Genomic DNA, 20352 nt, shown 5'->3' on the forward strand with positions numbered 1-20352 from the left:
TTCGTATAACAGGTCACTGATTCCTACTATTTTTTTACATAAAACATGATTTCGTATTCATACTATAAATATTACGAAAAAATGAGGTGAAAGGTATTGAATAGATGGAGGACTGCATTGGTAGTAATAACTTTATTTGCAGTCACTATCTCTGCATGTGATGTTAAAAATACTTCAAAAGAAAAATATAAGATAGGATTTGTTTCAAACACTTATGGAATAGATGATCAATATTTCAATCAAGCATTTATGGAAGAAGGTTTAAGCAAATTTGCAAAAGAAGAAAATATATATGTAAAAAAAGAATACCAAAAAATTGATTCTACAAGTGAATATAAACTTGAAAAAAATTTGAGAAAATTAGTGAAAAAAGACTATCAACTAATTTTTGGAACAGGCTATAACATAGATTATGCGGTAAACAACGTTTCTAAAAAATATAAGCATACCAATTTTGCAATCATTGATTCAAAAGTCTATCAACCAAATACGGTTAGCATTCTCTTTAAAGAAAATGAGGGAAGTTTTTTAGCGGGAGTAATTGCAGCAATGAAAACGAAAACGAAAAAGGTAGGTTTTATTGGTGGTAGTAATAACGATTCGATTAATCGTTTTAAATATGGATTTCTCGCTGGTGTGAAAATGACCGACCAACATGTTGAAGTATTTATTAAGAATGCAAATACATATGAACAACCTAAAATTGGAACTAAAATAGCTGCTAATTTTTTTAATCAAGGTGCAGATATAATTTTTCAAGCAGCAGGTTCAACAGGAATAGGTGTTTTTAAAGAAGCAAAAAATCGAAAGAAAGAGCTAAAGCAGGATGTTTGGGTAATTGGTGTAGACCAAGACCAATATCAACAAGGATTACCAGAAAATGTTACCCTCATATCGGTCGTCAAACGTTTTGATAAAGTAGTATATGATGTTTCAAAGCAATCAAAGAATCATCAGTTCCAAGGTGGTAAAACATTACTCTATGGACTGAATGAGGATGGCATTAAACTTGTTAAAGCAAAGGAAAATATAGAAGATAGCATTCTAAAAAAAGTTAATTTGTATAAAGACCAAATTGAAGAGGGTAAACTAACTGTACCAGGTACTGAAGAAGAGTATAAACAATTCGAAAAAAGTCTATAATTTGACTTTTAGTAAATATTTAATTTTAATCGAAATAATAATATTATGTAAACTAAAACTGCAAATATTATTATAATTGTTTAATTTTATATAAAATGATTTGACGTACGACGATATTTTTGACAATATTACTATATAAGGAAAGTAAGGCAAAAGTACTTACTTTTTATTCGTGGATGGAAGTTGGGGGAAAATAATGGCTAACATAGGTGTTCCAGGTTTAATATTAATTTTAGTATTAGCTTTAATAATATTTGGTCCGAAAAAACTACCTGAGATCGGTAAAGCATTTGGGGAAACTCTTAAAGAATTTAAGCGTTCAACTCAAGGACTTACAAATGATCTATTAGAAGACAAAGACGACAAAAAATCTAGCAAATAAATGATTGAAACTCGGTATTTTACCGAGTTTTTTTATTTTTTAAGGATTTTTTTATGATTGTAGGATGTGAATTTGTGACTTTGGAAGGTGCAAATATCAGCTGGGAGCTACAGAAAGGCTAAAGACGATCAATATTAATAAAAATTATAAGACTACCTGCTTACTTGTTTACATGTGTTGATCAAATGGAATACTCTAAGAGTTATCAGTAGTAATTAACTAGTGAATCAATTCAAAAGTACTAGAGTTTTTTCTTGCTACTCCACTGAATTAAGACAAAAATTTGTAACAATTGATTACGAAGTACTCTTCTTGACCTTAATAATTAATGTTTTGTTAAATTAATAATGTTATAATGAAATTACTTTGAAAAAATGATAATTACTTTTTTAGGATTATGAGAATGATGGAAAAGAGAGATGTATAAATGTCAAAAATTAAAATTGTTACTGATTCTACGGCTGATTTATTAAAAGAAGATATTGAAAATTTACATATAAATGTTATTCCATTATCAATACAAATAAATGGTGAAACTTATTTGGATGGTATTGACATATCTCCAAAGCAATTTATTCAAGAAATGAAAAAATCAAATGAGTTGCCAAAAACATCACAGCCAGCGGTCGGTAAATTTGTAGAAACATATGAGAAATTAACTGCAGATGGGAGTAAAGTCATATCAATCCATTTAACAAGTGGAATGAGTGGAACATATTCAACTGCTTGTGCAGCAGCTAATATGGTTGATGGTGATGTAACTGTCATTGATTCTGCATTTATTACACAAGCAATGGCATTTCAAGTTGTTGAAGCCGCGAAAATGGCAAATCAAAATGCAAGTGTTGAAGAAATAGTATCAAGACTTACAAAAATCAAAGAAAATACGTATCTATATATTATGGTAGATACACTTGATAATTTAGTTAAGGGCGGAAGAATTGGAAAAGGGAAAGCATTTCTTGGTTCTTTATTAAGTATTAAACCAATTGCCTCATTAGAGGGTGGTGTTTATTCACCAGTTGGAAAAGTTCGTAATCATTCGCAAGTAGTAAAAACCTTAACGAAATACTTCGAGCAAGATACGAATGGGAAAAAGGTAAGTGGTGTTGGAATTTTACACGCCGAAGCACCAGAATTAGCAAATTCATTAAAAGAATCTGTTCAAAAATTTACAAGTTTTCATATTCCTGAACCTGGTTATACTACGCCGGTTATTAGTACACATACTGGTGAAGGTGCAATTGGATTCGTCTTTTATACCGAATAATTTTGTAAACGTTTAAAGAAGCCTAAAATAAGGCTTCTTCTTTTTTATTTGAATTGATCAATGGAAAAATTGTTTCACCAAGTAATGCAATTTTTAATTGATCTTCAGGAATTTGATTTTCTTTCCAAGCTTTTTGTAATCTATCAATTGCTTCTTGTGGTGTATCATCTGCTAATTTAAATGTACCATAATGCATCGGTATAAATTGATTGGCATTTAGATCTAGAAAAGCAGTTACTGCTTCCTCAGGAGACATATGGTCGTGCTTCATAAACCATTCAGGTTCGTATGCACCTATTGGCAGTAATGCTGTATTAACCTGAAATCTTTTTCCTATTTCTTTAAACCCTGAAAAATATCCACTATCCCCGGCATAATAAATGCATTCATCCTTCGTTTCGAAAACAAATCCTCCCCAATGTGATCGATTTGTATCAAATAAAGTTCTTTTTGTCCAATGTTGAGCCGGAACAAATGTAATATTCAATCCAATAAGATTTTTTGTTTCCCACCAACTCATTTCAAATACATTTTGAAATCCGCGATTTGTAAATTTATGTTTTAGGCCAATTGGTACAAGAAACATTGTATCTTTTGAAAAGTAGCGTAAAGTATTAAAATCCAAATGATCATAGTGTCCATGAGATATACAAATCATATCAATTTGAGGTAATTCAGTAAGCTCAATTCCAGGTTTTGATAATCGCTTCGTAAATGCCATTTGATTTGCGTAAACTGGATCTGTCATGATATTAAAACCATTTACTTGAATTAAAAATGTAGAATGTCCAATCCATGTAATAGTTGTTTCACTTTTATTTTTATCTAAATAAGAAACCATCTTTTTCTCGATTTGAGGAATGGATTGACTATAATCTTTACGTTTTTTACTTCTTTCAATTCTCCAACTAATAAAATCTTTAAAGTTATTTCGATAAGCTGGTTTGTCATAATTCTCATATACTTTTTTTGACATAAACAATCATCCCTTCTAAATGATTATTTGTTCATATGTACCATTTTACATTTGGTTTGTAAAATTTCTTGTGCTAATTCTTAAAAAATTATGTAAATACGTCCAAATTGTTAGAAAGGAGGATAAGCATTTGTTACAATAAACAAGTACAACGCGACCTAGGGGGATATTAGATGAAAAAGTATTTAGTAACGATGCCACTGTTCTTAGTGCTTTGCTTAGCATTCTTAAGTGGATGTGGAAATAAAATTGAAAATCCATTAAATTGGGATTTAGAAAAATTTACATACACAAATCAAGAAGGTAAATCTTTTGGTACGGAAGACTTAAAAGGGAAAGTGTGGGTCAGTAATATGATTTTCACTAGCTGTGAAACAGTTTGTCCACCAATGACTGCAAATATGGCTAAATTACAATCAAAGGCTGCTGAAAAAAACTTAGATGTTGATTTCGTATCATTCAGTATTGACCCTGAAGTAGATTCGCCTGAAGCGCTAAAAACTTATTCCGAAAAATTTAATGCAGACTTATCAAGCTGGCATTTTTTAACTGGTTATTCTCAAGCAGATATCGAGTCATTTGCATCTGAAAACTTTAAAACTATCGTTAAAAAACCAGAAAATAACTCTCAAGTAATCCATGGTACAAAATTTTATCTGATTGATCAAAAAGGCAAAATTGTAAAAGAATATAGCGGTGTAAGCAACGTTCCATTTGATGATATTTTATCAGATATTGAAAAGTTAACTAAATAAAACACAATAAAGATTCTTATCTTGGAAAAATTAAAGAAAAAAAGAACACCAATTATTTAGTTGGTGTTCTTTTTTTTTATGGGCATATTTTATTAATCTAAAAAGATTTGTTTTTGGTATTCTGGAAGTTTTTGACCTTTAATCACTAACATACCATTTTCATAGCTTGCAGTAGCAGTTGTTGCGTTTATAGGGAACGGTAGCTTTACAATACGTTGAGACTGACTATATGAATATTTTTTAAATGAATAATTTAATTGGTCATCTTTTACTTCTTGAGTCGCATCATTTTTTAAACCAATCGTTAAGATTGTACCTTCAATATCCATATAAATCTGTTCTTTACTAACGCCAGGCAAACTTGCTTGAATGACTAATTCGTCCCCGTTTTCGATAATATCAACACCTATTGAGGAAAATACACCATGCTTGTGGAAGAATTTATCAATTTCATCAAATAAACCACGAATAGGTGAATGATCAATTAATTCGTCCACCTTTTTTAAATAATGTTGAAAGTCTACTGACTGATTTTGCTTTTCTTCTGGAGTGTTTTTTTCTTTTTCACTCATATCCATACCTCCTTACGGTTTGACTATCGCAGTATATGAAATTTACTCAAACCCTGTGCATGTATATGGAAATGAAACATATAATAACTGATTTTATTTTTGTTTCAAGGTAAAATAGTGTTAAACGATCTAATTGAAATGAGGTTAATAAATGAGTACGATAATTGAATTCGCTACTGCAGAGGATGTTAAAGAAATTCTAACAATTTATAATGATGCAATACTCCATACAACTGCAACTTTTGATAAAAAAGTAAAGACCGTTGATGAGATGTTAGGATGGTTTCGTCATCATTCAGAGCTATACCCTGTCATTGTTTCAAAAGAGAATGACATTGTTACTGGCTATTGTTCACTTACTCAATTTAAAGAAAAGGATGCTTATAAACATACAGTTGAATTATCTGTTTATATACACCCAGAGCACAGACGTAAAGGTCTTGCAAAAAAATTAATGGAAGAAATCATAAAAATTGCTAAAGTTTTAGGTCATCATACAATCATCTCATGTATTACGAGTGGAAATGAAGTAAGCGAAAAATTACATGAAAAATTAGATTTTCAAAAAGTAGGACATATCAAAAAAGCTGGTCAGAAATTTAATGAGTGGTTAGACATTGTTTATTACCAAAAAATGATATAATGCATATTCGATCATTGAACTGCCCCCCAACCGGAAATATTGGGGGGCAGTTTTTCTTTGATAATGCAGCTTAACATAATGTAGTAGAAAAGGTCCGGTGCAATATTATTTGCCTTTTTAATAAAATTTTATGATCAGTTATTGTACAAGCCAATCAATATAGAAAAATAAGCGAATATTCATAAATTACGAGAAAGCAACGTAAAATGAATGAGGAATGTCGGAAAGTGGGGGAAATGACCTTGAAATTAAAACGCGCATTGACCCAGAAATTAGCTAAAAAAATGCATAACTTTTTATTTTTGGGAAAAATCGTTACTGAAAGAATAGTAGATAATGAGAAGCAAACTTTATTGTACTATGAAGACGAGGATTATATCCGATTTTATGTTGAATGTTTATCACCAATACCACAAAAATTAAAAGTAAGTTTTTCAACACAAGAGGTACTCTTTGTAGGAACAACAGCAAATAAAAATAATGAAAGTAAAATAAAGCCTCTCATTAAAAATAAGAAAAAAGATGAAATTATAGCAGGGTTAAAGAAGATTTTTGACACAAAACTAGTTATGTTTCGCCTTGAATACGCAAATGAAGTCATTACGGTTGATATTGTGGACTTTTATGATGGAAAGAGAGACACAACGTATTCATTATTACCAGTTATTGAATTACGAGGTGAAGGAAAACGTGAAGAAGTAGAAAATCGCCTGATTAAAGGCTCTTTACCGATTCATTTACCTAAGTATTATAATGATTTCGATCAACCAGAATTTGTATACTATGACAACAGACTATATGGAAATCTATTTTTAAAGTCTATGATGAACGATATAAGTTATTTAGAAAAACAAAATCAAGTTACTTACCAAGAATATGAGGTAGAAGAACTAAATAATTCGTTTATCCATTCAAATCATTTAATCTATTTTATCCCGGAAAAACATTGGGAAGAATTGAAAAAGAATTATAAAAAAGAATGTAAAGAATTAATTTATACACAAGATTATCAAGAAAAGCAGACATTTCCTATTGAATGGACAATTGATCAAAGCGAAAATGCATTTATTGAGCGATTTTATCAAAATTGTTTACAACAAGGATTATTATATGAAAAGAAAGATATCATTAATTTTCATATTTGCTGTAAGTTCCAAGCATTAACCATTTTAGGTGGCGTAAGTGGAACTGGTAAGTCACAATTAGCAAGAATTTATGGTGAAACACTTGGTCTAGAATTTAGTAAAGAATTACTTTTTGTGCCAATCACACCTTCTTACAGGGAACATTATGATCTACTAGGCTATTTGAATCCATCAACTGGAATATATATAGATTCTGAGACTGGATTAACAAAATTATTAATAGAAGCCGAACAATTCCCACATCGTATGTATATGGTCATATTTGATGAGATGAATTTATCTCAAATTGAGCATTGGTTTAGCAAATTTCTTTCGATTCTTGAAATGCCACTAGAAAAACGAGTCATTACTTTATTTCATGATCACAATGTTGTTATTAATCAATTCTATAAGCCAAAAGTAAAAATAGGAAACAATATTATATTTGTTGGAACAGTAAATTTTGATGAAACTTCGAGTGAATTTTCATTAAGATTACTAGACCGAGTTAATATTATTTCACTCCGATCAACCTCATTTGTGAATTATTACGAAAGAATGAATCAAGAAAATATATATGAGTCTGTACCACAGGTTTATATAAACGCAGAATTGTATAATGACTGGACAAATTATACATCTAGTTCTCTGGAGCTAACAAAAGATGAACTTAGTTTTTTTGATGAGTTTAATAATGTAATTGAACAGTCACTAAGCGAAAGAATTATTTCACCTCGTATGATTAAAGATTTATCCAATTATTTAGTCAACATCCCAAATCTTCCTTCACATAATCAATTTGAAAGAAAAGAAGCAATAGATCTATTTGTCAAACAGCGGGTGTTAACGAAGGTCCGTGGCCTTCTAGCAAACTTAGAAGAATTAATTGGAACAGGTGAAAATAATGAACAAGAAGGAATTTTAATTTCATTAATGCAATCAAACCTTGGGCGAAAAGTTTCAGATTTTGAACATTCCATTCATGAACTGAAAAAGAAGAGAAAGCAATTGGAGATTGATGGATATGTCAACTAATATTGCGGTTACAGAAATTAGTAATGAAGCAATCCACTTACCATTTTTATTGTCAATTCGAATAGGAACTAGAGGAAAAGAGGATAAAATACAATTAAATACATTAACATCGAAATCTAAGGATGCCTATTTATTTACGTATGAGATCCAAGAATTAAAACGATTTTTTTTCCAAATAGAAGGAGACTTTGACGGAAAAGTAACATTTATTTGGAATAATTTATATCATTTTCAACAGGAAAATTTAGATGATCAGCAATATATATTTACAAATGAAAATAGAAAAATTTTAATTTACGAACATGGGAAGACGGAAAATGCTTATCCATGGAGATGTGGTTACTATGAGTTTTGTATTAATTATCAAGAACAACGTTACTTTGGAATGGTCAAAATCATCCCAAAGAATCTAGAATATGACCAGCTAGAGTGGATGCATGAAAATTTGAATCAACAAATAAACGGAATCATGAATGATTCACAGTATTTTAAAAAGTCATCAGCAACTTTAACTCAAAATGGTACGATGTATTTTTGGCCAATCATTCGGTTTATTGAAGCAAATGAAGAAAGATTATTAGTAGCAATACAGCAGTTTAAAAGCAAGTTGAAGCGGAAACAGAAAAAAGAATATGAATTACAAAGAAAAGTGAAAAAGCTCGATTTTACAACTTTAAGATGGAATTTAATGCATCCCGCAATATCGAATGCTACTAATTTAACAATGCAGCCGGTTTTATTAGAAGAAAACTATATAGATGAAATTAAATATGCAAAAAATAAAGTAAGGAAATTTATTTTAACGATTGAAACATTATTAGCATTTGTAAAATATGAGCTGGTTAAAGATACAAAGAAAATGGAACAAATTGATTTTCAAGTTCAAGATATCGAAAAAATGATGCAAAATGTAGTAGGAAATGGATCAATTACTGAAAGAGAAAAAGCAAAATATCGTCAATCAAAATTATTAAAAGAAATGGAATTAGATAAATTAAAAATAAGTGTCACGGAAAAAAATAGAATTACAACATCACTTGAAAGTTTATATGAAGTATATTTTAGAGAGTATACGCTTGGTATTTTTCGAATTACATCAGATACGCACACTTCGAAATATCCGACGAGTCCTTCTAAAGTATTTTTAAATTTTATCCATTCATTAAGCTTATTTGATAAAAAAGTGAAAGAATATGGCAAAAAACAAATGTTATTGCCAGTTTATAAACCAACTTTTTTATTATATGAATATTTTGTTTATTTCTCGATATGTTCTATCTTTTTAAAAATGGGATTTAATAATCCAAATGACCCATTAGATGAACAAATATTAATGCATATTAAAGATGATGAATTAATGGATGGAGCGAATGTAAAACTTGAGAATAAAGAATGGGTTATAGATTTGGTATACAATGAGATCATTGAAGGTAGTCCACAAGTCTCATTATTAAAAGGAACTAATTTTTTTAGCGGAGAAGAGTCAAAAAAACCAGATATCCGACTAGATTTTTATAAAAAGAAGACTGGTGAATTTGCAGGTTCAATTATTTTTGAGATTAAATATAGTCCTATGTTTAATATTTTTCAACCGGTTGGAAATACAAAAGCGATGGAACAGATGTATAAATATTGGGGTTTAAAATATGTAGAACGTGTAAATGGCAAGCTTTCATATGTCAGAAAACCGATTCAAGAAGTAATTTGTTTATATCCTGGCAGTAATGTTCACCGAAAGGTTCTAGAAGCTGGATGTGGAACATATATTCAGTTTTATCCTAAGAAAAAAGGTGAGGATCATTATGAGCTAATCGGTGAAAAAGAATTACTAGAGATCATTAATCGGACAATCGTAAATTTATTGTGAAATTTATACAAAAATATAAATGTATGCGTTTACAAATATTAGAATATTTTGTTAAGATATTAAAAATGGGATTTTTTAATAAATTGTTAATCTAACAATTATATACAAGGATGGGGTTATTGTGTTTCGTATTATTCATACAAAAGAAGAGAACTTATTATTTGATGAGCTTTGGGGAGATTTTTGTGAAGAAAACGAAATACCTTTCTTAAAAAGAACGAATGATGTAATGCGATATGGAATCTGTGATACAGAGAAGAAACTAATTGGGACAATCGAATTTGATAAATATGATGTAAATAATAAAAATAATAACGAGTATTATTATAATTTTACAGATAATAAGTATATTAAATATATTCAAAACGAAGAAATCTATGAAATTAGTAAATTATTAATCAATCGTGAAAATAGGGGTAAAGGGTTTTTTAAACAAATCTTATTAGCTTGTTATGACCATGCAAACCAAACGAATGCTGATTGGTATATAGGTACGATCAACAAAAGATTATACATGTTTGCAAGGAGTGTCGGATTTAAAATATTGCCGATTGATGAATACTTTGATATTAACGAAAATATTATTGCCGTACCTTTTTTACTGGATATCAAACATGCAATTAAATTATTAAAATACTCAAATGAGTTTAAAGAAATATTAATGTATTATGATAAGTAAACAAAAGAACTCAGGTTTATGGACCTGAGTTTTTTTGCTTTACCTTATTCTTGTGCAAGCACTGATGCAGTACTGTTTGTATGATTGTAGGCATTCTGACATGCTTGAAGTGCCTGTTCAATTAATTCATGGTTTTGTGGTTTTTCAACTGTTTCAAGTGCTGACTGTAGATTTTCTACCGCATGCTTTAAAGCTGAAGTTGCGTCCTCTGTGTATTGACGAGCATTTTTGTTCATTTTTATTCCTCCTTTCATCCTAAAAATTATTTTCACCAACTGAATCCAGAAGTATGTAAAAAAACGTAGAAGACGTTCTTCTACGTTTTAACTATTAGAGACTATACAAGTAAAGATTTGTTCCAAATTCAATTCTTACACACCAAAGATTGATAAAATTGCAAATCTTTTCTTCGGCTTAAATGCAACAATCTTCTTTTGATCTTCTAATTCCGTTTTTAATGTAGTAATGTTTTCATTTAATTGAAGTACTTCGTCTCCAAGCTTACTTACTAATTTTTTTAAATCTTCAATTTCTCTACGGTGTTCTAAAATTTGAACAGACACGACTTCATTTGCTTTAGTTTCAAGTTTTTCTTCGATTTTTTCTAATTTTTGACCTAATTCAATGATGTGTGATGAGTTAGCTTGGTCATTTTGTTTTGTTTCCACAGTCTGGATAGAAGCTTCGTAAATTTCTTTTATTTGCATCATTTGATCTTCTGTGAATAAATACGTACCATTAGACGATTTCTCTACATTAAGCTTCCCTTTTTTTGAAAATAATAAAACTTTTTTATTAGTTAATTGAAGCTGCTCAGCTACTTGAGAAGTTGTATACATTTTCGTTCCTCCTCTAAATGGTTTATATAATTAACATTCTTTTTGTGCTTAAAATGTCCTTCACGAATGACAAAACTAGTGCCCGCTCGTCAAAAGTTCTTATAATGCGTACATTATGAAATGAATGGTCGAAATTTGAAGCCAGAAATATTTTTGATAACAAGTCCGATATCTGAATATACTAAGTTAAACCTGTAATAAAATAAGTTATAAGAAGAGTGTTTTCTACTTCCAATTGGAGGGATGAAATAGTTGTCGGATATAGGTACTAAATTATTATTAGTTGTTCTATTAATTGCCTTTACTGCTTTTTTTGTGGCATCTGAATTTGCGATTGTTAGAATTCGCAGTTCACGAATTGATCAATTAATAGGTGAAGGAAATAAAAAAGCGCAAGCAGTTAAAAGAGTGATTTCTCATCTTGACGAATATTTATCTGCATGTCAATTAGGCATTACAGTTACTAGTTTAGGTTTAGGGTGGTTAGGTGAACCAACGATTGATAAATTATTACATCCAGTGATTGATCAATTAAATCTTCCTGCAACTGTAAGTGAAACAATTACTTTTTTAATTGCGTTTGGATTCATTACTTTTATTCATGTTGTAGTAGGAGAGTTGGCACCAAAAACTGTCGCGATCCAAAAAGCAGAGGCAGTAATTTTACTATTTGCACCACCATTGATTTTATTTTATAAAATTACGTATCCATTCATTTGGCTATTCAATAATTCAGCAAGACTTGTCTTGAAATTATTCGGAATTCCGCCTGCAAGTGAGCATGAAGTAGCTCATTCAGAGGAAGAATTAAGAATTTTACTCTCTGAAAGCTATGAGAGCGGTGAAATTAATTCATCCGAATATAAATATGTAAATAATATTTTCGATTTTAATATGCGTGTTGCCAAAGAGATAATGGTTCCAAGAACAGAGATGGTTGCAATTGATATGAAAGTACCTTTTCATGAAAATATTCAATTTATGAGTTTAGAAAAGTACACTCGATTTCCAGTTGTAGATGGCGATAAAGATCATGTTATTGGACTTATTAATTTTAAAGACGTTTTTACTGATTTCGTATTACATAAAGGTGAACCTGAAGTAAAAACGCTCGAACAGTATATTAGACCCATAATTCAAGTGATTGAGTCAATTTCAGTGCATGATTTACTTGTTAAAATGCAAAGAGAGCACATTCATATGTCAATTCTCGTTGATGAATATGGTGGAACTTCTGGTTTAGTAACGGTAGAAGACATACTAGAAGAAATTGTCGGTGAAATTCGAGATGAATTTGATGTAGATGAAAAAGAAGAGATTTTTAAAGTTAATGAAAATAAATATACAATAGCAGGTAAAGTTCTAATCAGTGAAGTAAACGATGTATTTAATTTAGATATTGATGATACAGATGTTGATACAATTGGTGGCTGGATCTTAACTGAGAATTTCGAAGTTCAAGAAGGGGATACAATCAAAGTTCATCCATATACATTTAAAATTCTTAAAATAGACGGTCATTATATTAAATCAATAGAAATAACGAAAGATCATATTAAAAATCAACAAACAAATGAAGAAAGCGCAAATGATTAATGTAAATCTATTGCGCTTTTTGTTTATTTTGATAATAAATTTCACGTACCGTAATATTAAAACTGCGTAGAATGATACAACACGTCTTTAATGAAAATTTCATTTTTATCAACCGCATTTTTATGTGCAAGAACTAAGCCGATCGGAGTTGGAGTTGGCAAATTATTAACGAGAGAGAAGGGAAGGTTCGCTTTTTTAGCTAATTTAATATATTTTGAAATAGCTGTGTATGGAAGAGTGCCATTCAATAATAAAGTTAGACTTTTATTTGAGAAATTAGCCTCAATTTGAGAATAGATTGAATTTGCCATTACTTGGCTTGTTGTAAGTGCGATCTCAACTCTTTCTCGAATTGTACCTAAAAAAACATTTCGCTCTTCAATTTTTATTTGCTTTTCACCATAAATTCCTTTTATCAAATAATCTTCAACGTTATTTCCAGCCATTTTTTATACCTTCCTTCTTTCTTTTCTTTATTGTAACTAATTGTATCGTATTCTTCCTTGCTCATTATTGACAATTTTGTATATATTTAATGGATATAAAGTATGATAAAATCAGTGATATACGTAAAAAAATGTAATATTGTCGCATAAGAATACAACCATATTACTAATTCGACATTTTTTGTAATTTTTACTTAACGAATTTTTAAAAATTTGTTACTATTTAATTAATAATGTATTTACTTGGAGGTGTTCCTTATTGATATGACAATTGAAAGTAGGTATAGTTCATTTATTAAAGACAATATGCCTACGCTAGTTAAAAATTGGGTCTCAGAAGCGTTGATTAGCGATCATGATCCTTTTAAATCTGAAATTATCATTAATGGAACAAAATTGATTGATTTCACTTTATTATATTTAGAAGAAAAGATCGATGAAGCGCAAATTCAAGATTTGGCTTTTAAAATTGCTGAAGAACGAGCGCAAGCAATCGCGAACATAGGAGAATTTGTATATAATTCGAATTTAGGTAGAAGTGAATTATTCAAACATTTATCCGCCTTTGGTGAGAATATTGGAGATGTACAACCTTTAATTGATAAAATCAATTATGTATTTGATCAATTTATTTATTATACTGTCAAAAGATATTCATACATAATAACACAGGACATTGAAGAAAAAAAACAATTTATTGATGAGACACATAAGGAAAGACTCACAATTCTAGGGCAAATGTCAGCTAGTTTTGTACATGAGTTTAGGAATCCGCTCACATCAATCATTGGCTTTGTGAAGCTCTTACGAGTAGATCATCCACAATTAAAATATTTAGATATTATAGACCATGAATTACATCAATTGAACTTTAGAATTGATCAGTTTCTACATGTTTCAAAAAAAGAACATGATCAGGTTGTAGAATACTTCTTGATTAACGATCTTTTCAAAGATATCACAGAATTTCTATATCCAAGTATTGTGAATTCAAATGTTGTCTTACAAGAAGGTTTAACACAAACTATTTATATACCAGGCTTTAGAAATGAATTGCGTCAAGTATTATTAAACATTTTTATGAATTCAATTGATGCGTTGTCCGAAAATAAAGGTCAAAAAATTATCCAATATCAAGTAGCAGACATTGGAGATAAAGTTGTCATTCAAATTCGTAACAATGGTCCTAAAATTAATGAGGAAAATATATTAACGATATTTGAACCATTTGTAACCACAAAAAATCATGGTACAGGTATTGGATTATTTGTATGCAAGCAAATAATCGAAAAACATGAAGGCGAAATAAAATGTTTATCAGATGATCAATGGACCACATTTTACATAACATTACCAAAGAGACCATAAAAAAACTCGGTTATATAACCGAGTTTTTTATTTTAACATCAATACCTCAAATGCTGTATCCTCATTCATCAATCCGATTGAGATAATATCATAAATCTTATTTTTTTGAAATGTTGATTTATATAAAGGATAGAGGATTGACTTTGTTCCCGATAACCGAAGTTCCAAATTGACTGACATAGGTGTTAATGAAAGATAGTCTGATGTTTCTTTGTAGGAAACATTTGAAAAGACAACATCACCTTCACCTTGTTTAACTGCTAAATCAAGTTGTGGCGCTGTGTTAGCAAGGTGAATAAAACGGATTTTTGTTTCATTCATTGGTAAATATGGGTCATCAACTATTTGTAAAATGCTTAACTGGTTTAATTGAAATGTCAGTGCAATAGTGTAATAACGATTTTTTTCAAGAAGAAGTGATTCAGTTTGTAAAGGTTGAGATAAATTATTTGAATCATATATGTCAATTTGATGGTTCCCTGGAGAAAGTTCAAGATAATTAGAAGTGTTTTTATAAGATAAATCTGTAAGTTGAAATCCATTAAGAAAGATATGAAACGTAGACATAGTTGGAACGACATTCAAAAATCTAGCAAACGATTTTTGTTTCATTTTCTCCATATTAATATCGTCAATTCTCTGAAGCGTTATAGCGTTAATTTTTTGAACAAAATTGCTTTGTTTTTCATAATATTGATGTAAAAAGTTAGTTAGAAGATGATGAAATTCAGATGATTGCACATTTTTTAATGAATTCAGTGAATCATTTTCTTTCTTTTTTCCTTCATTCAAAATGATACCTCCCTTTATAGCCCTCGCATGTAAAAACGTATTCAATAACGAGAAAATTATGAATTATTTTTTATTTTTTTTAAATGAAAATAGTCATTGATTTTTATAGTCATAATTTAATAGAATACTTTTAATATAGTTTTTAACAGACAACTAAATATTGGCTAATTAAGTTCTTACACTGATTGTTTTAGGTGTTTCTTAATGCGCTCGTATAATTTTGGAAATAAACGGTCCAAGAGTTTCTACCAAACTGCCGCATAGTTTGACTACGAGAGATATGACATAACATATTCTCTCCTAATTTTAGGAGGAGTAAAATGAACTTACATGAAATGAAAGCTTCTATAAAAGCTGAAAAAGCGGATTTTTTAATTATTAACGGTAAAATTCTGAATGTTTTTACAAAAGAAATTATTGAGGAATCTATTGCTGTGACAAACGGGATCATTGTGGGTATTGGTGATTATGAAGGAAAAATAGTCATTGATGCAAAAGGGAAATACATTTCTCCAGGTTTCATCGACTCACATGTTCATATAGAATCTTCAATGGTTACCCCTAGCGAATATGCTAGAACAATATTGCCGCATGGTGTGACAACAGTAATCACTGATCCCCATGAAATAGCAAACGTATCTGGTGTTGAAGGGATTCAATTTATGCTAGATGAATCTGAACATTTACCACTTGATGTTAGAGTCATGTTACCTTCGTGTGTTCCTGCCACATCACTAGAACGTGGTGGAGCAATTTTATATGCTGAACATTTAGAGACGTTTATGGAGCACCCGAGAGTACTTGGTTTGGCCGAAGTAATGGATTATCCTTCAGTCATGTCAATGGAAAAACAAATGATGGATAAAATTCAATTAGCTCATAAATATCAAAAACCGATTGATGGTCATTTAGCTGGCCTCGGTAAGAATGAAATCAATACGTATGCTTATAGCGGAATCCTAACAGATCATGAATGCACGAATGTAAATGAAGTATTAGATAGACTTCGTGCAGGGATGTACGTTGCATTAAGAGAAGGTTCTGCAGCCAGAAATTTAATTGATTTACTACCTGCAGTCAATGAGAATAATGCAAACCGGATTATGTATTGTACAGATGATAAGCATTTAGATGATATTTATAAAGAAGGTTCAATTGATTTTTGTATTCGTACAGCAATCGCATTTGGAATTTCACCTATTACTGCTTATTCTATGGCAACTTTTAATCCCGCTCAATGCTATGGCCTTAAACAGAAAGGTGCGATTGCACCAGGTTATGAAGCCAATTTTGTTTTTATAAATGATTTAGAAAATGTGGATATTACTGATGTGTGGATCAAAGATCAATTTATCGTTTCAAATCAGAAATTAATCGAGTCAACTGTACAAAAAGAATCTAAAAATCATATTTCTACATTCATAAATTTAGGTGATATTAGACTAGAAGATTTTATGATTAGTTGTGATGGAATGAATTACGCAAACATCATTGAAATCAATCCAAAAAGTATTGTAACTAGCCACATAGTGGAAAAAATAGCAAACTCTGATGATCAACAATTTACTGCAAATGTAAAAGAAAATTTATGTAAAATCGCTGTTATTGACCGGTACCATTCTGAAAAAGAAATTGGATTAGGCATCGTTAAAGGTTTAAATTTAAAGGAAGGTGCGATTGCAACTACGATCGCACATGATTCACATCAATTGATTGTTGCTGGAATGAACGATGAAGATATGTACTTGGCTGTCAAAACTGTAAAGGAAATGAATGGTGGAATAGTAGTTGTTGCAAACGGACAAATACTAGCTAAATTATCACTACCAATTGGTGGTTTGGTTAGTCTAAATTCAGCTGAAGAAGTCGAACATGGATTAAATTTAATTGAAAATGCCCTATTGAAGATTCGTCCTAATAATAATTTCAATGCATTTTTAACATTATCATTTCTTGCTTTACCAGTCATACCAAGCATCAAAATTACAACTAAAGGTTTATTTAATGTAAACACTTTTCAATTTATCCCTTTATTTATTCATAATTAGATTAGATGAAAGACTCCTAGATGGAGTCTTTTTTTCGTTTTAGAGCCAATGTCTGTATTTGTAAATGATGTAAATTACTTACCATTGAAACTAGACTCATATCTAAATTGGGCATCTGTCTAGAACAAAATTGGGGAAATTACATAAGTTATAAGTGTAATATCTCATTACCTATGTGAAGGAGGCAATACTCATGAAAGGTTATTCTCCATATTATGGTGGCGCTTGCGGTGGATGCGGCGGCGGATTCGCGTTAATCGTAGTTTTATTTATTCTGTTAATTATCATCGGTGCAACATTTGTAAAATACTAAAAAACATTGAGCGTCAGCCACAGGAACCGACTAACAAATCGTTAGTCGGTTTCGTTTTTTACTTTTACTATTCCCTTATAGTTAGTAGAGCCCTTTCACCTTCTATTTATAAAATGCATATAAATAAGTAGGTATATAACTAGTAATCTACTGAATTTTAAATGACTGTCCTACAATGATTAAAGGAGGACCTTATGTGAAAAATCAACTTTATAAACCACAAAGGCATTGGAAAGACATACCTTTATGGAAAGATGTAACAGATGAACAATGGAATGATTGGCTTTGGCAGCTTACGAATACTGTGCGGACTTTAGATGACTTAAAACAAGTTATTGATTTAACAAAGGACGAAGAAGAAGGAGTTAGAATCTCAACAAAAACCATTCCTTTAAACATTACACCTTATTATGCGTCTTTGATGAATCCAACAGATCCAAGATGTCCAATTCGTATGCAATCAGTTCCGATTGGAAAAGAGTTAAATAAAACGAAATATGATGCAGAAGATCCACTTGGAGAAGATGATGATAGTCCAGTGCCTGGTTTAACTCATCGTTATCCAGATCGCGTTCTATTTTTAGTGACAAATCAATGTTCTATGTATTGTCGTTACTGTACAAGAAGACGTTTTTCGGGTCAGATCGGAATGGGTGTACCAAAAAAACAACTTGATGATGCAATATCTTATATACGTCAAAATTCAGAAATAAGAGATGTTCTGATTTCAGGTGGAGATGGATTATTAATAAATGACAATATTTTAGAGTATATATTAAAAAATTTAAGAGCAATCGAGCATGTTGAAATTATTCGAATTGGAACAAGAGCACCAGTAGTGTTCCCGCAACGTATTACTGAAAACTTGTGTGAAATTCTAAAAAAATATCATCCTGTGTGGTTAAATACGCACTTTAATACGAGCATAGAAATCACAGAAGAAGCTAAAAAAGCATGTGAAATGTTAGTGAACGCAGGTGTTCCCGTAGGAAACCAAGCTGTTATTCTTACTGGAATTAATGACAGTGTTCCGATCATGAAAAAACTAATGCACGATTTAGTTAAAATTCGTGTGAGACCTTATTATATTTATCAATGTGATTTGTCTGAAGGAATAGGTCATTTTAGAGCACCAGTTGCGAAAGGATTAGAAATAATTGAAGGATTGAGGGGGCATACGTCAGGTTATGCAGTACCTACATTTGTAGTAGATGCACCTGGTGGAGGTGGGAAAATTTCACTTCAACCAAATTATATTGTTTCACAAAGTAGTAAAAAAACTGTTTTACGAAATTTTGAAGGTGTCATTACCTCATATCCAGAACCAGAAAATTATACAGAAGATACAGCTGAAGATTATTTCTCACTTGTGTATCCTGATTATTTACAAAAGGCAGCTAAAGTAGGGATTGCGAGTATTATGACCGATCAAGTGCAAAGTCTCATTCCAAAAGATTTAGATCGAATGAAAAAAAGAGAGCAATATCAGGAAGATCCAACTCATAGTTCATTAAAAAATAAACGAGAAAAACGAGATGAACTAAAGGAGAAAAAATTTAAAGCTCAAATTCAAAAAATGGATGGAAGTGAAAAGAATGACGAATAATTCGTTAAAATGTGACTGGTGTCAGGAGGATAATTTAGAAGAATTGAAAGCTGTTGTTCATTGGGAGTTACCTGATGGCTCCCGCGCAATCACAATAACGAATGTTCCGTCATTTTATTGTGAGAAATGTAAATTTACTTATCAAAAAGAAGATGTAGTAAAAACAATAGAAGATCAATTATTACTAATTTCTACTGAGTTACTTCCAGTTTCTGTTTCATTTGAAGAATTAATGAAACAACCAAGATTATTAAAAAGAAATTATTTTGACTTCTCGTCATATAACTAGTATTTTTAATTTATAAATATTGAGAAACGATTGAGGGAGAATCATGAAAAAGTCATTTTACCATTACATGATGAAACATAGAAACTATAAAGTGCCAACAGATATTGGATTATTTGCAGATCATCTTTTTAATGATCACTCCTTTCCAAAACAAGCATTTGACTATGATGAAATTAGCTCATATTTAGAATTAGACGGCACTTTTAACATGCCAATGAGCGTCTTTGATCAAGCTTGGAATTTATATGAGGATGAAGAAACTTAAGATACAACAATAGTTGTATCTTTTTTTATTTAGTCAAATTCCGCTCTCGCCTTATGCTTGTCGGAGCAGAGCGAGTCGCTTCCACTTTTCAAATGTCTTTTTCCGGCACCTAACTCCTCGAGGTCATAAGTCAAGGACCTTTAAAGGTAAAAAGCACCTTTATTGCTCCTTGTCTTAAGCTTGTCGGAGCTGACCAGTCGCCTCCACATTTCAAATGTCTAGTTCCAGCGACTTGCCCCTCGAGTCATAAGTCAAATCTCATGAAAGTTAAAAAGCAACTTTCACTGATCTTCGTCTTATGCTTGTCGGGGCAGAGCGAGTCGCTTCCACTTTTCAAATGTCTA

21 protein-coding genes and 1 riboswitch are annotated in these 20352 nt (G+C 30.7%); of the genes, 15 read left to right on the forward strand and 6 right to left on the reverse strand.

Going from position 1 to position 20352, the window contains the following annotated elements; translation table 11 throughout:
* The first annotated feature begins 117 nt into the window (after positions 1-117).
* The 3 genes from CAB05_RS09150 (at position 118) to CAB05_RS09160 (ending at position 2795) form a co-directional block, all read left to right on the forward strand.
* A complete protein-coding gene (locus CAB05_RS09150) occupies positions 118-1143 on the forward strand; it encodes a BMP family lipoprotein (RefSeq protein ID WP_087999509.1) in 1026 nt (341 codons plus the stop codon).
* A gap of 193 nt (positions 1144-1336) precedes the next feature.
* Positions 1337-1525, forward strand: a complete 189-nt coding sequence (gene tatA / locus CAB05_RS09155) for a twin-arginine translocase TatA/TatE family subunit (protein WP_087999578.1) — start codon at positions 1337-1339, stop codon at positions 1523-1525.
* A gap of 427 nt (positions 1526-1952) precedes the next feature.
* Positions 1953-2795 carry a DegV family protein gene (locus CAB05_RS09160; RefSeq protein ID WP_087999510.1) on the forward strand — a complete coding sequence of 281 codons (843 nt, stop codon included), beginning with the start codon at positions 1953-1955 and terminating at the stop codon, positions 2793-2795.
* Positions 2796-2817: 22 nt separating this feature from the next.
* On the opposite strand, the gene CAB05_RS09165 is transcribed toward CAB05_RS09160, so the two are convergent.
* A complete protein-coding gene (locus CAB05_RS09165; RefSeq protein WP_087999511.1) occupies positions 2818-3771 on the reverse strand; it encodes an MBL fold metallo-hydrolase in 954 nt (317 codons plus the stop codon).
* 173 nt (positions 3772-3944) lie between these two features.
* Here CAB05_RS09165 and CAB05_RS09170 point away from each other — a divergent pair, with 173 nt between their 5' ends.
* Positions 3945-4526 carry an SCO family protein gene (locus CAB05_RS09170; protein WP_087999512.1) on the forward strand — a complete coding sequence of 194 codons (582 nt, stop codon included), beginning with the start codon at positions 3945-3947 and terminating at the stop codon, positions 4524-4526.
* A gap of 92 nt (positions 4527-4618) precedes the next feature.
* Here CAB05_RS09170 and CAB05_RS09175 read toward each other — a convergent pair whose 3' ends face one another.
* Positions 4619-5098, reverse strand: a complete 480-nt coding sequence (locus tag CAB05_RS09175; RefSeq protein ID WP_158093225.1) for an Hsp20/alpha crystallin family protein — start codon at positions 5096-5098, stop codon at positions 4619-4621.
* Positions 5099-5249: 151 nt separating this feature from the next.
* On the opposite strand from CAB05_RS09175, the gene CAB05_RS09180 reads away from it, so the two are divergent.
* The 4 genes from CAB05_RS09180 to CAB05_RS09195 all read left to right on the forward strand — a co-directional run bounded on the left by CAB05_RS09180 (position 5250) and on the right by CAB05_RS09195 (position 10446).
* Positions 5250-5741, forward strand: a complete 492-nt coding sequence (locus tag CAB05_RS09180) for a GNAT family N-acetyltransferase (protein WP_087999514.1) — start codon at positions 5250-5252, stop codon at positions 5739-5741.
* Between the two features lie 242 nt (positions 5742-5983).
* On the forward strand, positions 5984-7900 hold the full coding sequence (locus CAB05_RS09185; protein WP_087999515.1) for a DUF8727 domain-containing protein: 1917 nt from the start codon (positions 5984-5986) through the stop codon (positions 7898-7900).
* Entirely contained in the window at positions 7890-9767 is a 1878-nt protein-coding gene (locus CAB05_RS09190) for a hypothetical protein (protein ID WP_087999516.1), read from the forward strand. Before CAB05_RS09185 ends, CAB05_RS09190 begins: the two co-directional genes overlap by 11 nt.
* Positions 9768-9888: 121 nt before the next feature.
* The gene (locus tag CAB05_RS09195) at positions 9889-10446 is read left to right on the forward strand and encodes a hypothetical protein (protein WP_087999517.1); all 558 of its coding nucleotides are present in this window, start codon (positions 9889-9891) and stop codon (positions 10444-10446) included.
* Positions 10447-10490: 44 nt separating this feature from the next.
* On the opposite strand, the gene CAB05_RS09200 is transcribed toward CAB05_RS09195, so the two are convergent.
* Together CAB05_RS09200 and CAB05_RS09205 are read right to left on the reverse strand one after the other, a co-directional pair.
* Entirely contained in the window at positions 10491-10682 is a 192-nt protein-coding gene (locus CAB05_RS09200; RefSeq protein ID WP_087999518.1) for a hypothetical protein, read from the reverse strand.
* 135 nt (positions 10683-10817) lie between these two features.
* Entirely contained in the window at positions 10818-11285 is a 468-nt protein-coding gene (locus CAB05_RS09205) for a MerR family transcriptional regulator (protein ID WP_087999519.1), read from the reverse strand.
* Positions 11286-11537: 252 nt separating this feature from the next.
* Here CAB05_RS09205 and CAB05_RS09210 point away from each other — a divergent pair, with 252 nt between their 5' ends.
* Complete coding sequence (locus tag CAB05_RS09210; RefSeq protein ID WP_235821404.1) at positions 11538-12881, forward strand: hemolysin family protein; 1344 nt, start codon at positions 11538-11540, stop codon at positions 12879-12881.
* 56 nt (positions 12882-12937) lie between these two features.
* Here CAB05_RS09210 and CAB05_RS09215 read toward each other — a convergent pair whose 3' ends face one another.
* A complete protein-coding gene (locus tag CAB05_RS09215) occupies positions 12938-13327 on the reverse strand; it encodes a YueI family protein (RefSeq protein ID WP_087999520.1) in 390 nt (129 codons plus the stop codon).
* A gap of 264 nt (positions 13328-13591) precedes the next feature.
* Here CAB05_RS09215 and CAB05_RS09220 point away from each other — a divergent pair, with 264 nt between their 5' ends.
* A complete protein-coding gene (locus CAB05_RS09220) occupies positions 13592-14695 on the forward strand; it encodes a histidine kinase N-terminal domain-containing protein (protein WP_087999521.1) in 1104 nt (367 codons plus the stop codon).
* Positions 14696-14722: 27 nt separating this feature from the next.
* Here CAB05_RS09220 and CAB05_RS09225 read toward each other — a convergent pair whose 3' ends face one another.
* Complete coding sequence (locus tag CAB05_RS09225; RefSeq protein ID WP_087999522.1) at positions 14723-15487, reverse strand: DUF4397 domain-containing protein; 765 nt, start codon at positions 15485-15487, stop codon at positions 14723-14725.
* Positions 15488-15677: 190 nt separating this feature from the next.
* Positions 15678-15779: riboswitch (purine riboswitch) on the forward strand.
* A gap of 28 nt (positions 15780-15807) precedes the next feature.
* On the opposite strand from CAB05_RS09225, the gene ade reads away from it, so the two are divergent.
* The 5 genes from ade (at position 15808) to CAB05_RS09250 (ending at position 20008) form a co-directional block, all read left to right on the forward strand.
* Positions 15808-17535: an adenine deaminase gene (gene ade / locus CAB05_RS09230; RefSeq protein WP_087999523.1), complete on the forward strand. Its 1728-nt coding sequence runs from the start codon at positions 15808-15810 to the stop codon at positions 17533-17535.
* A gap of 193 nt (positions 17536-17728) precedes the next feature.
* A complete protein-coding gene (locus CAB05_RS09235) occupies positions 17729-17848 on the forward strand; it encodes a YjcZ family sporulation protein (RefSeq protein WP_087999524.1) in 120 nt (39 codons plus the stop codon).
* A gap of 175 nt (positions 17849-18023) precedes the next feature.
* Complete coding sequence (kamA, locus tag CAB05_RS09240) at positions 18024-19454, forward strand: lysine 2,3-aminomutase (protein WP_371870372.1); 1431 nt, start codon at positions 18024-18026, stop codon at positions 19452-19454.
* Entirely contained in the window at positions 19444-19743 is a 300-nt protein-coding gene (locus CAB05_RS09245; RefSeq protein ID WP_087999580.1) for a YokU family protein, read from the forward strand. The genes kamA and CAB05_RS09245 overlap by 11 nt, the downstream gene beginning before the upstream one ends.
* Positions 19744-19786: 43 nt before the next feature.
* Positions 19787-20008: a YozE family protein gene (locus tag CAB05_RS09250; protein ID WP_087999526.1), complete on the forward strand. Its 222-nt coding sequence runs from the start codon at positions 19787-19789 to the stop codon at positions 20006-20008.
* The last annotated feature ends 344 nt before the right edge of the window (positions 20009-20352 follow it).

The sequence above is a fragment of the Gottfriedia solisilvae genome, from assembly GCF_002128405.1.
GTDB classification, from domain to species: domain Bacteria; phylum Bacillota; class Bacilli; order Bacillales; family Bacillaceae_G; genus Gottfriedia; species Gottfriedia solisilvae.

Excerpts from the sequence above, each read along its gene's own strand:
- ade (WP_087999523.1), top strand. The coding sequence starts at position 15,808 with ATGAACTTACATGAAATGAAAGCTTCTATAAAAGCTGAAAAAGCGGAT.
- CAB05_RS09165 (WP_087999511.1), bottom strand. The coding sequence starts at position 3,771 with ATGTCAAAAAAAGTATATGAGAATTATGACAAACCAGCTTATCGAAAT.
- CAB05_RS09215 (WP_087999520.1), bottom strand. The coding sequence starts at position 13,327 with ATGGCTGGAAATAACGTTGAAGATTATTTGATAAAAGGAATTTATGGT.
- CAB05_RS09200 (WP_087999518.1), bottom strand. The coding sequence starts at position 10,682 with ATGAACAAAAATGCTCGTCAATACACAGAGGACGCAACTTCAGCTTTA.
- CAB05_RS09235 (WP_087999524.1), top strand. The coding sequence starts at position 17,729 with ATGAAAGGTTATTCTCCATATTATGGTGGCGCTTGCGGTGGATGCGGC.
- CAB05_RS09250 (WP_087999526.1), top strand. The coding sequence starts at position 19,787 with ATGAAAAAGTCATTTTACCATTACATGATGAAACATAGAAACTATAAA.
- CAB05_RS09180 (WP_087999514.1), top strand. The coding sequence starts at position 5,250 with ATGAGTACGATAATTGAATTCGCTACTGCAGAGGATGTTAAAGAAATT.
- CAB05_RS09220 (WP_087999521.1), top strand. The coding sequence starts at position 13,592 with ATGACAATTGAAAGTAGGTATAGTTCATTTATTAAAGACAATATGCCT.
- CAB05_RS09245 (WP_087999580.1), top strand. The coding sequence starts at position 19,444 with ATGACGAATAATTCGTTAAAATGTGACTGGTGTCAGGAGGATAATTTA.
- CAB05_RS09205 (WP_087999519.1), bottom strand. The coding sequence starts at position 11,285 with ATGTATACAACTTCTCAAGTAGCTGAGCAGCTTCAATTAACTAATAAA.
- CAB05_RS09170 (WP_087999512.1), top strand. The coding sequence starts at position 3,945 with ATGAAAAAGTATTTAGTAACGATGCCACTGTTCTTAGTGCTTTGCTTA.
- CAB05_RS09160 (WP_087999510.1), top strand. The coding sequence starts at position 1,953 with ATGTCAAAAATTAAAATTGTTACTGATTCTACGGCTGATTTATTAAAA.
- kamA (WP_371870372.1), top strand. The coding sequence starts at position 18,024 with ATGATTAAAGGAGGACCTTATGTGAAAAATCAACTTTATAAACCACAA.
- CAB05_RS09190 (WP_087999516.1), top strand. The coding sequence starts at position 7,890 with ATGTCAACTAATATTGCGGTTACAGAAATTAGTAATGAAGCAATCCAC.
- CAB05_RS09175 (WP_158093225.1), bottom strand. The coding sequence starts at position 5,098 with ATGAGTGAAAAAGAAAAAAACACTCCAGAAGAAAAGCAAAATCAGTCA.